Raw genomic sequence first — 14,215 nt, 5'->3', positions numbered from 1 at the left:
GCTCAGAAATTGATAGACGCGTAGAAGATGGCGAAAAAGCCATCGACCACGATTACCACGAAGATCGATTTCACCACGGAGGCCGTCACGCGCTGTCCGAGGGATTCGGCGCTGCCGCCTACCTTCATGCCCTCGACCGAGGCCATTACGCCTATGATCATTGCCATGAACGGCGCCTTGATCAGCCCCGCGAGATAGCTCGAGAGATCCACCGCATCGCGGAGCCGCTGAATGAAGGCATCGGGGGAAATGCCGGAATAGGCCCAGGTGATGATGATCGCGCCGACCAATGCGGCAAAGTCCGCAATTATGGTCAATAGTGGCAGCGAGATCACCAGCGCCACCAGACGGGGGAACACCAGCACGCCGACGGGATTGAGGCCGATGACCGTCAGCGCATCGGTTTCTTCCCGCATCTTCATGGAGCCGATTTCGGCCGTGATGGCGCTTCCCGAGCGGCCGGCGATCATGATTGCCGTCAACAACACGCCGATTTCACGCAGGACGAGGATGCCGACGAGATCGACGACAAAAATCTCGGCGCCGAAATAGCGGAGCTGGAACGCACCCTGCTGCGCGATGATGGCGCCGATGATCGTCGACATGAGTACGACGACCGGGATGGCGCCGATCCCCATGCTGTCGATCTGATGGACGATTGCGGCCGGCCGTATGCCCGTGCGCCCGCTGCCCTTCATCTGCGCGCCACGCACGGTGGCGCCAAGAATGTGCATTGCCTTCAGGAAGTCGTCGCCGAAAGCATAGACCCCGCGCCCGATGCCGGCAAACATGCGGGTCAGCATCGACGGCCGATCGACGGTCACAGCCTCGTCCGGAGCAGAGGCTGCCTCGCCTACGGCTTCGAACAATGCCGCCCAACCCGGTGCCTGGCCCTTCAGGGCGACTTGCTTGCCTGCCTTCTCAAGCGTGGTCCGCAGCCGCTCCACCAGCCAGGTACCGGCCGTATCAAGCAGTTCAACGCCGGAAAGATCGATGGTTGCGCTGGAAAAGCTGCGATTCTCGCCGATTTGCCGCATGGTATCGTCCACACGCCTGACGTTCCGCGTCGTCCAGGCACCCGATAGAGCGATCAGGGCCTGACCGCCGTCCTCACTGAACTCAACCTGAGGCGGCGCTGCGGTAGAAGCACTTGATTTGCTTGCTCTATCGGTCAACATTCCTCACACATATCGAGTCTTTCGGTGCGTGTCACTTGAACAATTAAGGCACTCAATAATGTCAACAATACTTGAAATCGGGGTGGAGAGATGGCCCATCGCCGGAACGTTCACCATATCCCGAGGCTCGAAAACCGAGGCCGCCGTCGTCATCTGCAGGCTCGTCACCGAAACTGCAACCGGTCGGGGTGAATGCGTTCCCTATGCGCGTTACGGCGAAAGTATCGATAGCGTCTGCGAGCAGATCGAATCGATCCGCGAACGGCTGGTTCAAGGACTGGACCGCGACGATCTGGCGAAGCTGCTTCCCGCTGGCGCGGCGCGCAATGCGGTCGATTGCGCCCTGTGGGACCTCGAAGCCAAGAGCGCCCGGACCAGTGTCGCAGAATTACTCGGTCTCGGTGAATTGCGGGACCTGACGACGGCGGTAACCGTGTCGTTCGGCGACGCGGAGACCATGGCTGCCGCGACGGCGAAATTCGCTCATCGGCCGCTGATCAAGGTCAAGGTCGGCGGCGACGACGATGCCGATCGCATAAGCGCGGTTGCAGCCGCCGCTCCTGCCAGCCGCATCATAATCGACGCCAATGAGGGCTGGAACGACGATAATATCGTCGCCAATCTCCTCGCTTGCGCCAAGGCCGGGGTGGCACTCGTCGAACAGCCGTTGCCGGCCGGCCAAGATGCCATCCTGCGCCGGATACCGCATCCTGTGCCGATCTGTGCGGACGAAAGCGTCCATGCCGCGGACGATCTGCACCAACTGGCCGGACTCTATGATTATGTAAACATCAAGCTCGACAAGACCGGCGGCCTGACGGAAGCGCTGCGAATGCAGCAGGAAGCCCGGCGCCTGGGATTTGGCATCATGGTGGGCTGCATGGTCGGCACATCGCTGGCCATGGCACCGGCAATGCTCGTCGCTCAGGACGCGGATTATGTGGATCTCGACGGGCCGCTCATACTGAAGAAGGACCGGGAGCCGGGATTGACATTTTCCGGCAGCCTCGTTTCTCCGCCTTCGCCCGTGCTCTGGGGCTAGGCGGCGGCAGCCCGCTCGCCTCTCTCGAGTTTCAACGAGGCCAGCGCCAGAACGAGGCCGATGGCAGCGAGGGCGACCATCACGTAGAAGCCATTTATGCCTGTCGCCGAATAAAGCGGCCCGGATGCCATCGTCGCCGCCGCAAGCGAAGTTCCGACGAAGAAGGTCGACAGGCCCTGGGCGGTGCCGCCCCGTTCCTCCGGAATGGTTAGGGCGATCATCTTCTGCATTCCGAGAAACGACAATGCGAAGGAAAAGCAGTGCAGGCACTGCGAGAACAGGAACCCGCCTAGGCCGAGACCGAGCGGCTCGACCAGGGGGAACAAGGTCCAGCGGAACATGGCGACGGCAGAGCCGATCATCAGCACCTTGGCCGGATGAACCTTGCCGAAGAACCGCCGGAACGTCGCGAAGATGATGACTTCGGCGACCACCGATATGGACCAGAATATGCCGATCACCGTCTCTTCGATGCCGATCGACTTCCAGTAGATGGCTGAAAAACTGTAGCCATAGGCATGGCTCGCCTGCGTGATGCCGGTCGCGATGAGGAACGTAACGAAGGCGGGCCGGCGCAATGCCCTTCCTGCATTGGCTATGTCTATGTCCGACAGCGGCGATATGCGGCGGGGCCTGCCGATTCGGGGCACGGCAAAACTTGTCGCGCAGGCGAGGATCAACGCCGCCAGCAGCGCCCAGGGGATGATGTGTTCGCCGATGCGCTGGATGATGATCCCCGCGAAGAAAGAGGTGAGCAGGAAGGAAATCGAGCCCCACACCCGCATCCGCGCAAAATCGATGCCGTATCGGCGCACGCCGGACAGGGCGATCGTGTCGGCTAGAGGAATCTGCGACGTCCAGGGCGGGGACAGCAGCAGTGAAACCGCAAGGATTCCAGCGAAACCGAAAGGGACGAAATAAAACGCGGCGATAAGCGCCGCCATTACCGCCGCCGCCGACAGGACATGGGCGCGGTCACTGGATTTGTCCGCAAGCATCGATACGAGTGGAGCCGCGACCACGCGCACGAAAAGCGGCATCGACAGCACGATCGAAATCTCGGTGGGCGTGAGCGCCCTATATTCGAGCCAGAGCGGAAAATAGGGCAGATGCAGCCCGGTCGACATGAAGATCGCGAAATACATCAGCGCGATCCGAAGCTCGAACCGCGACGGTTTTTCTACGCTGGGATCCGCCAATGCGGCTGTCATCAATCGACTTTCAGGTGTGAAACAGGCCGGTAGAATCAATAGCCCGGCCCTACGTCGCTAACACGAAACCGCGCCGCTGCCTAGAAAACCTCCATCCAGCGAGGCCTAAGGTTTCTGGGCCTGGTCGGACAGATTGCGCGGCCTTGAGGCGCCGATAAAGGCCAATATGCTTTCAAATATTTCGGCGCAGGCTTCCCAGCTGAATTTATTCAGACTTTTCTCGGGATCGACGCGCCCCATCGCCAGGGCTTCCAGAGCGGCAACGCTCAGATCCTCGGCCAATATGCCCGCGCCCGTCGCTGCTATGACATCCTTGGGTCCCGGCACCGGATAGGCCGCGACCGGCAATCCGGCAGCTATCGCCTCAAGCAGAACAAGGCCGAAAGTGTCCGTCCGGCTGGGAAACACGAAGACGTCCGATGCCGCGTAGTGATGGGCGAGTTCCGCACCCTCTTTCTTGCCTGCGAAGACGACGCTCGGATATTTGCGCCGCAGCGACTCAAGTTCAGGGCCGTCGCCAACGACCAGCTTTGTGCCGGGCAGATCCAGGTCGAGGAAGGCTTCAAGGTTTTTTTCCGGCGCTACCCGCCCCACGCAGAGGAAGACGGGTCGCTGAAGCCCAAGGTCGGCACCGCGTTCAGGCTTGAACAGCGCGCGATCGACGCCCCGCGTCCAGACTTTTAGCGTCTTGAAGCCCCGTTGCGACAGTTCATCGTGGATCGACTGCGTCGGCACCAGGCAACATTGGGCCGAGTTGTGAAATCGACGCAGCAGGCCGTAGGAAAGCGACAGTGGAACCGGAAGGCGCTGGCGCAGATATTCGGGAAAGCGCGTGTGGAAGCTGGTCGTGAAGCGCCAATTGTTCTTCATGCAGGCGCGCCGGGCCATGAAACCAAGCGGCCCCTCCGTCGCTATGTGGATATAGGCGGGCTGGATGGCCTCAAGACGCGCCTTCAGCGCGCCGGGCAGCGTCATTGCAAGTCTTATCTCCGGATAGGTCGGGCAAGGCACCGAGGGATAATCCGCCGGCGACATGATGGTGACTTCGTAGCCGCGAGCCTCCATCAGCTCGCGCACCTTGGTCAATGTCCTGACAACACCATTGACCTGCGGATGCCAGGCATCCGTAACGATCACCAGTCGCCGTGTATCGTCTTCAGGCTGCATTCGCCGCCTTTGGCCGCTTATCGGCAAGCTGAACGACAGGGGCGAAGCCTGCATTCTCGCCGATGAGGTGGGTCCAGGACAAAAGCTCCATCCGGCCGTCGAAATGTTCCACGATGGCGGTGCAGCTCTCCACCCAATCGCCCGTATTGATATATTCGATACCGTCGATCTGCTCGATCGTCGCGTGATGAATATGGCCGCAGATGACGCCATCGGCGCCAATTCGCCGGGCTTCGTCGGACACCACCGTCTGGAACGAGCCGATGAAATTGACCGCCTTCTTCACCCGGAATTTTGCCCAGGCCGAGAACGACCAGTAGCGCAGGCCCAGCAAGCGCCTCATCTTGTTCATGACCGTATTGATCGCCAGTGCTGCGTCATAGGCCCAATCACCGAGATAGGCGATATGACGGGCGTTTCGCACCACGACATCGAACTGATCGCCATGGATGACGAGATATTTCTTGCCGTTCGCGGTTTCGTGCATCATCCGGTCCGTCACCTCGATGCCGCCGAAATGCGTCCCCTGGAAATCGCGCAGGAATTCATCGTGATTGCCCGCGATATAATAGATCCGGGCGCCTTTCCGGCTCTTCCGCAACAGCTTCTGCACGATGTCATTGTGCTCCTGCGGCCAATGCCAGGAACGCCGGAGCCGCCATCCATCGACGATGTCGCCGACGAGATAAATCGTATCGGCGTCATGATGCTTGAGGAAATCCAGCAGGAAGTTGGCCTTTGCGCCCTTCGACCCAAGATGGATATCCGACAGAAAGAGCGTACGGAATTTTCGTGCCTCGCCATCCATCATGATCCGATCTCCGTTGCTACGACGTGGATGCGTCCGATTGGCCGACACAAACCCGATTCATGTCACAAACGTATGACGGCGCTAAAAATGGGGGGTTCCTGGCGATAAACACTTGTATCGATTCTGAGTTCATTTAAGCCTCTCAGCCTCAAGACGCGGATGCAAACCTCTTCGGGATGTGCAACCGTGAAGGCAGCAGAGCGAAGGTGAAAGGACCGTCCATGGCAGAGGATAAAACGCCCGGTACATCTGATCTCGAAGAGAGCGCTCTGTTCTATCATCGCTTTCCGCAGCCGGGTAAGCTGGAAATCCAGGCGATCAAGCCCCTGGGCAACCAGCGCGACCTGGCGCTCGCCTACTCGCCGGGCGTCGCAGCGCCCTGTCTTGCAATCCATGAAAATCCCGCGGCCGCCGCGGATTATACCAGCCGCGCCAATCTCGTCGCCGTGATCTCGAACGGTACGGCGGTGCTCGGCCTTGGAAATATCGGCCCGCTGGCTTCGAAGCCGGTCATGGAGGGCAAGGCCGTCCTCTTCAAGAAGTTCGCCAATATCGATGTGTTCGACATCGAGATCGACGCCAATGAGATTGCGCGCATCGTCGATGTCGTTTCGGCGCTCGAACCCACATTCGGCGGTATCAATCTCGAGGATATCAAGGCTCCCGAGTGCTTTGAGGTCGAGGAACAGCTGCGCGAACGGATGAACATCCCTGTCTTCCACGACGACCAGCACGGAACGGCCATCATCGTTGCCGCAGCCATCCTGAATGGCATGGAACTCGCCGGCAAGGATCTGTCCAAGGTGAAGATCGTCGCCTCCGGTGCCGGCGCGGCGGCCCTCGCCTGCCTGAACCTCCTGGTCAAGCTCGGCGCGGATCGGAAAAACATCTGGGTCTGCGATCTCGACGGTGTCGTCTATGAAGGACGCAATACGCTGATGGACCGGTGGAAATCCGCCTACGTCCAGAAGACCGATGCGAGGGTCCTGGCGGACGTGATCTCCGGCGCGGACGTCTTTCTCGGCCTTTCGGCGGCCGGGGTCCTCAAGCCTGAACTGTTGAAGCAGATGGCGCCGAACCCGCTGATCATGGCGCTCGCCAACCCCAATCCCGAAATCATGCCCGAGGAGGCCCGCGCTGCCCGTCCGGACGCGATGATCTGCACCGGCCGATCGGATTTTCCCAATCAGGTCAACAACGTATTGTGTTTTCCTTACATCTTCCGCGGTGCGCTGGACTGCGGTGCGCGCGCCATCAATGAGGAGATGAAGATGGCGGCGGTAAAGGCGATTGCCGCTCTGGCGCGCGAGGAGCCGTCGGACGTGGCGGCCCGCGCCTATTCCGGTGACACGCCGACTTTCGGACCGAATTATCTCATTCCATCGCCGTTCGATCCGCGGCTTATCCTGCGTATCGCGCCGGCGGTGGCCAAGGCCGCCATGGAAACCGGTGTCGCCGACAGGCCGATCGAAGATTTCGACGCCTATCTCGACAAGCTCAACAGGTTCGTCTTCCGTTCGGGCCTGATCATGAAGCCGATCTTCACCGCAGCAAAATCGGCGGAAAAGAAGCGCGTGATCTACTCGGACGGCGAAGATGAACGGGTCCTGCGCGCCGCGCAGGTGGTGCTGGAGGAAGGCATAGCCATCCCGACGCTCATCGGTCGCCCGCAGGTCATCGAGACGCGGCTCAAGCGCTACGGCCTCAAGATCAAGCTGGGGACGGATTTCGACGTCATCGACCCTGAAGACGATCCGCGCTACCGCGATTATGTCGATCTTCTCGTCAACCTCACCGGGCGTCGTGGCACGACCCCGGAGGTGGCGCGGACCATGGTGCGCGCCAGCGGAACCGTGATCGCCGCCCTCGCCATTGTGCGCGGCGAAGCCGATGCCATGATCTGCGGTCTTGAAGGCAGGTTCGAACGCCATCTGCGCAATGTCGAACAAATCATCGGCAAGACGGAGGGAATTCGCAACTTTTCCGCCCTGAGCCTGCTGATCTCGCAGCGCGGCGTGCTCTTCCTTACCGATACCTATGTCAGCATCGACCCGACATCGGAAGAAATCGCTGAAAAGACCGTGCTTGCCGCCAACGAAATCCGCCGCTTCGGCATCGAGCCCAAGGCTGCGCTGCTGTCGCACTCCAACTTCGGGTCCCGCGATTCGGAAAGCGCGGCGAAGATGCGCCTCGCATCGGAGATCCTGCGCTCCAAAGCGCCCGACCTGGAACAGGATGGCGAAATGCACGGCGATTCAGCGCTTTCGCAGATCCTGCGCGACAGGGTGCTGCCGCACTCACGGCTCAGCGACGAGGCAAACCTCCTCGTGTTCCCCAATCTCGATGCCGCGAACATCACCTTGAATGTGGTGAAGTCGGTGACGGATGCCTTGCATGTCGGCCCCATCCTGCTGGGCGCCGCCAAGCCGGCACATATCCTGACGCCGTCCGTTACCTCGCGCGGTATTGTGAACATGACGGCGCTTGCGGTTGTTGAAGCATCACAACGAATTGACTGACGGCCCGGTGTCTTATTGCTGCCGCATGGACGTGATGGTTCATGCGGCCAATCAATAGGCATGACGATGATACGCTTCTGTTCACTGCTGTTTTTCATGCTGGGCGCATTTCTGCAGACGGGACCGGCCTTGGCCGATCCTGCCGTTTGTGCCCGCATGCAGGCAAGGCTCGATGAGCTGACGAGCGACTACGCTATCGACGACTACGAATATAATCTGCGCAGGGACCGTATCGAAGCTGCGCTCGATGCCAATGATTGCCCCATACGCGATCATCAGTACCGCAATCTGCCCTCCGTCAACGACGACCCGCCCTATGAGGTCCTGGGGCAGCCAGGGGCTGAGCGGCCGGCGGAAACGACGCCCATCTATGGCGGCGACTACCAGACGCTCTGCGTACGCAGTTGCGACGGCTACTACTTTCCCTTGACCTACCAGACGGGCGCCGAGAACTTCCAGCGCGACCAGGCGAGGTGCGAAGCGCAGTGCCCGGGCGCGAAACTGTTCTACAGGCCGACCGACAGGCAGAGCCCGGAGGCGATGATGTCGCTCGCCGGCCAGCCCTATGGCAACCTGCCGAACGCCTTCAAATTCCGCAAGGCCGGAGCCAATGGCACGGCGCAGTGCACATGCGAGAGTACTGCCGGCAATGACAAAGGTCTCGGCAATGGGTCCATGGGCAAGGCTGCAGAGACTGTTCCAGCGCAGAAGCCCGCCGCGCGTGCCGATGCACCCGTCGAGGCCAAGACGATGCCCCCCGCCGCTCCGACAGCGGCAGATCCGGTGGAAACGCCGACGAAGCCTGCGGCCGTTGAAGCACAGCAGCCAGCCCCGAAGACCGACGCCGATGCAAAACCTTCAGCCGTGACAGGACCTGGCGAGCCAGAGGCACCGAAGGCAGAGGCTCCCCTGCCCAAGCCTTTGTCGCCGGACAAGCCGATGGACCCGAGCCGCAAGGTCAGGGTCGTCGGGCCAACGTTTCTTCCCGACCAAGAAGGGGCAATAAATCTGCGAGCTCCGGACCAGAAGCAAGTCCGGTAAGTGCGATGCGCAGCGGCATGAAGAGCGTCTTTCCCTTGCGTCCGCTCTGCTGTTTGACCGCGTCGGTCCAGATCTTCCACGTATCGCGGCTCCAGGGTTCCGGCGGCAGCAGATCGAATGCGGAACGCACATAATCCTTGTCGTCTTCCGCCACCGTCTCTTCGCCCGACGGCGCATCCCTGATAATACCCCACCATTGCGACGCTTCGCTCAGACGCGACAGGTTGCCCCGCACGGCCAGCCAGAACGGCTCTGCGATAGCACCCTCGACGCCGAGGGCTGCGAGCCTTGGGGCAGCTTCAGCGAAGGGCATTGCGTGGATCAGCGTCCTGTTCAGCGTATCCAGCTCGCCCGGGTCGAATTTCGAGGCGGATTTGGATGTCGCCTTGGGGTCGAAGACTTCCGCCAGCGCCGCCATGTCGGGCATCGCCGAAACATTCTCGGACGTGCCAATAAGCACCGCAAGGCTTGCAACCGCCATGGGCTCATAGCCGTCGCGTCTCAAACTGCCGACGGAAAGAGCGCCGGACCGCTTCGACAAGCCCTCGCCCGAAACCGTCGTAAGGAGATTATGGTGGCCGAGTGCAGGCGCCACAGCTCCAAGAGCTTCGAACAGGGCGATCTGGACGCCGCTATTGGTGACGTGATCATCGCCACGAATGATATGCGTAACGCCCATGTCGATGTCATCGACGACCGAAGGAAGCGTATACAGATAAGTGCCGTCCTCACGCACCAATACAGGATCTGACAGCGAGGCCAGATCGACCGTCTCGGGCCCGCGCACGACATCGTCCCAATGAACATCGGTTCTTTGCGGCGCGAAAGGATCGGCGGAGAAATTGGGCAGAAGGAAGCGCCAATGCGGCTTGCGGCCCTCGCTTTCGAGTTTCGCGCGGTCGTCAGCGCTCAATTTCAGCGCATCACGGCCGTAAACCGGCGGCAATCGCCGCGCAAGGCGCAGCTTGCGCTTGCGCTCAAGCTCGTCCGGCGTCTCGTAGCAGGGATATAGCAGCCCGGCGGATTTCAGCTTTTCCACCGCGGACGCGTAGATCGCGAAACGATCCGACTGATAGGCGATGCGCGACGGACGGATGCCGAGCCATTCGACGTCCTCCTTGATCGCCTCGGCATATTCGGGCTTCGAACGTTCCACATCGGTATCATCGAACCGCAGAATGAACTGGCCGTCATTCTTCAGGGCGAACAGCCAGTTGAACAAGGCAGTACGCGTATTGCCAATGTGGATGTAGCCAGTCGGAGACGGCGCAAAACGAACGGTGACAGTCATGACCGGGGCATATCGGATGGCGCCTGGATTGGCAATATGGGCCGCGTGTCGCCGCGGCCCATATCAGGGGCGAAGAGCCTAGCCATCATTGAGGACGAGCCCCTTTGTCAGTTCCAGCGCCTGCAGTTCGAACAGGCCGCGATAGATGCCGTTCGGCCTGCGGATCAGGGTATCATGGTCTCCTTCCTCGGCTATCCGGCCATGGTCGAACACGAGCAGCCTGTCCAGCGAGCGGACGGTCGACAGCCGATGGGCAATGACCAGGGTCGTCCGCCCATACATCAACCGCTCCATCGCCTGCTGGATCAGCACCTCGGATTCGGAGTCGAGGCTCGACGTGGCTTCGTCCAGGATGAGGATCCGTGCGTCCGCCAGGAAAGCACGCGCAATCGCCACCCTTTGCCGCTCGCCGCCCGACAGCTTCACGCCCCGTTCGCCGACCAGCGTCGCGTAGCCCTTCGGCAGGTTCATGATGAAATCATGAGCACTGGCCTGACGCGCGGCCTCTTCGATCTCCGCCTGCGTGGCATTCATCCGTCCATAGGCGATATTCTCGGCCAACGAACGGTGAAACAGGATCGGTTCCTGCTGCACGATGGCTATCTGCTGGCGCAGGGATGCCTGCGTGACGCTGGCGATGTCCTGCCCGTCGATCAATATCTGACCCGCCTTCACGTCGTGCAGGCGCTGTACCAGCTTGACGAAGGTCGATTTACCCGAGCCCGAATGACCGACCAGACCCACCCGCTCACCGGGCTTTATGACAACGGAGAAGCGGTCATAGAGCGGTTTCTGGTGAGCACCATAATGGAACGTCACATTGTCCACCTCGATCTTGCCGGCGGAAATCCGGATCGGCTTGGCCCCAGGCACATCTTCGATACCCAGCTTCTGCCCATGGATTTCAACCAGTTCTTCCATGTCGTTCACCGATCGCTGCAGGTTGCGGACGTCCATGCCGACCTCCCGCAGGTAACCCTGCAGAATGAAAAACGACGTGAGGACGAAGGTGATATCACCGGCGCTGGCCTGGCCGCTGGCCCACAGGACCAGCGAAAAGCCGATGATGGCGGCGCGCAACAGGACAAGCAGCATGCCCTGCGTCGTTCCGTTGTAGGTCGCCCTCCGCCACGTCTTGTCGGTGCGGTCTCGCCATTTGGCGATGACCTTTGCGAGACGAGCATCCTCGCGGGCCTCGGCACCGAAGCCCTTGACCACCGCGTTGCAACTGATGGCATCGGCCAGGGCGCCACCAAGCCTCGTATCCCAGCTGTTTGCAAGGCTCGCCATCGGGGCGACATAGCCGAGCGACATCAGCACCGTGACCACGATGAAGAGCAGTGACCCGGCACCGAAGATCAGGCCCATCAGCGGCCAGTGCCAGGTCATGAGCAAGGTCGATCCCACCAGCATGACGACTGACGGAAACAACGCGACGAGCAAGGTGTCGTTCAGCAGGTCGAGCGCCCACATGCCACGCGTAACCTTGCGGACGGTCGAGCCCGCGAAGCTATTGGCGTGCCAGTCGGTCGAAAACCTCTGGATGCGATAAAAGGCGGCGGAGGCTATGCCGGACATCATGTTCAGGGTGAGAACCACCACCTGCATGAACGTGATGTAGCGGAATACGACCGCGCTGACCGAAAGCGCCAGAAGCATCATGAATGCGGCCATGGCTGCATCCCATGCGACCTGGTCACTCGGCTGACCGCCCACGACGGCATCAACCAGCCGGCCGGAATAGAGCGGGGTCAGGATGTCCGCCAGCGTGGCCAGCAATATGGCCGCCAGGATCACAACCAGGCGAACGGGTTGCTTCTGCCAATATTTCCAGGTGAATCCGAACACGCTGCGGAAAGCTCCGCCTCGGATCTCGAGTCGTAAGAATGTCATGACGATTGCCCGGTGCAAGCACCGGCCTCAATAGCTTCACAAAGATGGAGATGCCGCTGGTTATGACGACTTGTTGCGGCAAACTGGTTGGCGTCTCGCCCGAATACGGGAAAGGCCAAATTGGCGATAGCTATTCTTGACTCATGAAGCCAATAGAAGGTCGAATGACCTTCGCTCACCACAAGTCAGGAATGGACGCCGCCCTGTCGGGACATATGAAATGGTCTCATTCATGAACCTCCCGGTCTGGAGTGCCGGAATATGTTCTATATGTGAATCGTGATCAAGCGCCAAGCACCAAAATGGAACCTGGGAAGCGGCCAGGCCGCTGGTGCGGCCTCTTTGCAACAGTTGCTCGCTTGGCGCCTTAGCGGTCGCGGAAACGATTGGTGATCGGATAGCGCCGGTCCCTGCCGAAATTCTTGCGGGTTACCTTCACCCCCGGCGCCGATTGCCGCCGCTTATATTCGGCGATGTAAAGCAGATGCTCGATACGTTCGACCGTCGCCCGGTCATGGCCGCGTTGGACGATTTCATCGACACCCATCTCGTTTTCCACCAGGCTCTGGAGAATATCGTCGAGGATGGGATATGGCGGCAGTGAATCCTGGTCGGTCTGGTTTTCCCGCAGTTCGGCCGACGGCGCCTTGCTGATGATATTGTTGGGGATCACCTCCCCCGACGGCCCCAGCCCTCCAGCCGGCACATTGCGATTGCGCCATTCCGACATGGCGTAGACCTGCATCTTGTAGATGTCCTTGATCGGATTGTAGCCGCCATTCATATCGCCGTAGAGCGTGGCGTAGCCAACTGACATCTCGGATTTATTGCCTGTCGTGACCACCATCGAGCCGAATTTGTTGGAAATCGCCATCAGGATCGTGCCACGAGCACGGCTTTGCAGGTTTTCCTCGGTGATGCCCGGTTCCGTTCCGGCAAAAGTCGGCGCGAGCGTCTTGAGGAACCCCTCGACGGGCTCGAAGATCGGCACGATATCGTAGCGGCAGCCAAGGAGGCGTGCGCAGTCCTCGGCATCCTTCAGCGAATCTTTCGATGTATAGCGATATGGCATCATTACTGCCCGCAGCCGTTCTTCGCCGAGGGCATCCACAGCCAGCGCCGCACAAATGGCAGAATCGATGCCGCCGGACAGTCCCAGAACGACATCCTTGAAGCCGTTCTTGTTGACGTAGTCCCGCAGGCCGAGCATGCAGGCGCGGTAGTTGGCCTCCTCACCTTCCGGAATGCGCGACGCCGGCCCTTCGCTGCAGACCCAGCCGCCTTCCGTGCGCCGCCAGGTCACGACGATGATTTGCTCTTCGAACTGCGACATCTGGAATGCAAGGCTCTTGTCGCCATTGAAGGCGAATGAAGCGCCGTCGAAGATCAGATCATCCTGCCCGCCGAGCTGGTTTGCGAAGATGAGCGGAAGCCCGGTCTCGATGACCTGCCGCAATGCCACCTGATGACGCACATCCACCTTGCCCTGATAATAGGGCGAACCGTTCGGCACGCAGAGGATCTCGGCGCCGCTCTCCGCCAACGTCTCGCAGACGCCCAGGTCGCCCCAGATGTCCTCGCAGATCGGTATGCCGATGCGCGTGCCGCGGAAGTTCACCGGCCCTGGCATCGGCCCTGCCTGGAAGACGCGCTTCTCGTCGAACTCGCCATAATTCGGAAGATCAACCTTGTAGCGCTCGGCGATCACCTTGCCGCCATCAAGGACGACCACGGAATTGTGCAGCCCGGTCGGACGCCGCAACGGCGTTCCGATGATGACGCCCGGGCCGCCATCGGCGGTATCCAGTGCGAATTCGTTGACCGCCGCTTCGCATGCCTCGATGAACGCCTGTTTCAAAACGAGATCTTCCGGCGGGTAACCGGAAATGAACAGTTCGGTATAGAGGATGAGGTCGGCGCCCTGTCGTGCCGCATCGGAACGGGCTTCGCGCGCTTTCGCGAGATTTCCCTTGATATCTCCCAGTATCGGATTGAGTTGGGCGATGGCTATGCGGAGGACGTCGGGATTTTTGCTCATAGTGAACATATATCGCTTTGCTAT

10 protein-coding genes are annotated in these 14,215 nt (G+C 60.4%); 3 read left to right on the top strand and 7 right to left on the bottom strand.

Features of this window, described 5'->3' with window-relative positions:
• Positions 1–2 precede the first annotated feature (2 nt).
• A complete protein-coding gene (locus tag M8997_RS03285) occupies positions 3–1,178 on the bottom strand; it encodes an MlaE family lipid ABC transporter permease subunit (protein ID WP_250013607.1) in 1,176 nt (391 codons plus the stop codon).
• Between the two features lie 58 nt (positions 1,179–1,236).
• Here M8997_RS03285 and dgcA point away from each other — a divergent pair, with 58 nt between their 5' ends.
• The gene (gene dgcA, locus M8997_RS03280; protein ID WP_250013605.1) at positions 1,237–2,220 is read left to right on the top strand and encodes an N-acetyl-D-Glu racemase DgcA; all 984 of its coding nucleotides are present in this window, start codon (positions 1,237–1,239) and stop codon (positions 2,218–2,220) included.
• Here dgcA and M8997_RS03275 read toward each other — a convergent pair.
• From M8997_RS03275 to M8997_RS03265, 3 genes are all read right to left on the bottom strand, one after another.
• Positions 2,217–3,431, bottom strand: coding sequence for an MFS transporter (locus M8997_RS03275; protein WP_250013604.1), 1,215 nt, complete (start codon positions 3,429–3,431; stop codon positions 2,217–2,219). The genes dgcA and M8997_RS03275 overlap by 4 nt on opposite strands.
• A gap of 105 nt (positions 3,432–3,536) precedes the next feature.
• Positions 3,537–4,598, bottom strand: a complete 1,062-nt coding sequence (locus M8997_RS03270) for a glycosyltransferase family 1 protein (protein WP_250013602.1) — start codon at positions 4,596–4,598, stop codon at positions 3,537–3,539.
• Complete coding sequence (locus M8997_RS03265) at positions 4,588–5,409, bottom strand: UDP-2,3-diacylglucosamine diphosphatase (RefSeq protein ID WP_250013599.1); 822 nt, start codon at positions 5,407–5,409, stop codon at positions 4,588–4,590. Before M8997_RS03265 ends, M8997_RS03270 begins: the two co-directional genes overlap by 11 nt.
• 221 nt (positions 5,410–5,630) lie before the next feature.
• On the opposite strand from M8997_RS03265, the gene M8997_RS03260 reads away from it, so the two are divergent.
• Both M8997_RS03260 and M8997_RS03255 read left to right on the top strand, forming a co-directional pair.
• On the top strand, positions 5,631–7,928 hold the full coding sequence (locus tag M8997_RS03260; protein WP_250013597.1) for an NADP-dependent malic enzyme: 2,298 nt from the start codon (positions 5,631–5,633) through the stop codon (positions 7,926–7,928).
• Between the two features lie 96 nt (positions 7,929–8,024).
• Positions 8,025–8,969 carry a DUF2865 domain-containing protein gene (locus M8997_RS03255; RefSeq protein ID WP_252597179.1) on the top strand — a complete coding sequence of 315 codons (945 nt, stop codon included), beginning with the start codon at positions 8,025–8,027 and terminating at the stop codon, positions 8,967–8,969.
• On the opposite strand, the gene gltX is transcribed toward M8997_RS03255, so the two are convergent.
• From gltX to M8997_RS03240, 3 genes are all read right to left on the bottom strand, one after another.
• Positions 8,887–10,260, bottom strand: a complete 1,374-nt coding sequence (gene gltX, locus M8997_RS03250; RefSeq protein ID WP_250013592.1) for a glutamate--tRNA ligase — start codon at positions 10,258–10,260, stop codon at positions 8,887–8,889. The genes M8997_RS03255 and gltX overlap by 83 nt on opposite strands.
• A 78-nt stretch (positions 10,261–10,338) precedes the next feature.
• Positions 10,339–12,153 carry an ABC transporter ATP-binding protein gene (locus M8997_RS03245; RefSeq protein WP_250013590.1) on the bottom strand — a complete coding sequence of 605 codons (1,815 nt, stop codon included), beginning with the start codon at positions 12,151–12,153 and terminating at the stop codon, positions 10,339–10,341.
• A gap of 367 nt (positions 12,154–12,520) precedes the next feature.
• Positions 12,521–14,191 carry an NAD+ synthase gene (locus M8997_RS03240; protein WP_250013588.1) on the bottom strand — a complete coding sequence of 557 codons (1,671 nt, stop codon included), beginning with the start codon at positions 14,189–14,191 and terminating at the stop codon, positions 12,521–12,523.
• Positions 14,192–14,215 lie beyond the last annotated feature (24 nt).

This window comes from Phyllobacterium sp. 21LDTY02-6, assembly GCF_023554255.2.
Classification (GTDB): domain Bacteria; phylum Pseudomonadota; class Alphaproteobacteria; order Rhizobiales; family Rhizobiaceae; genus Phyllobacterium.
This window is presented reverse-complemented; position numbering and strand designations above follow the sequence as displayed.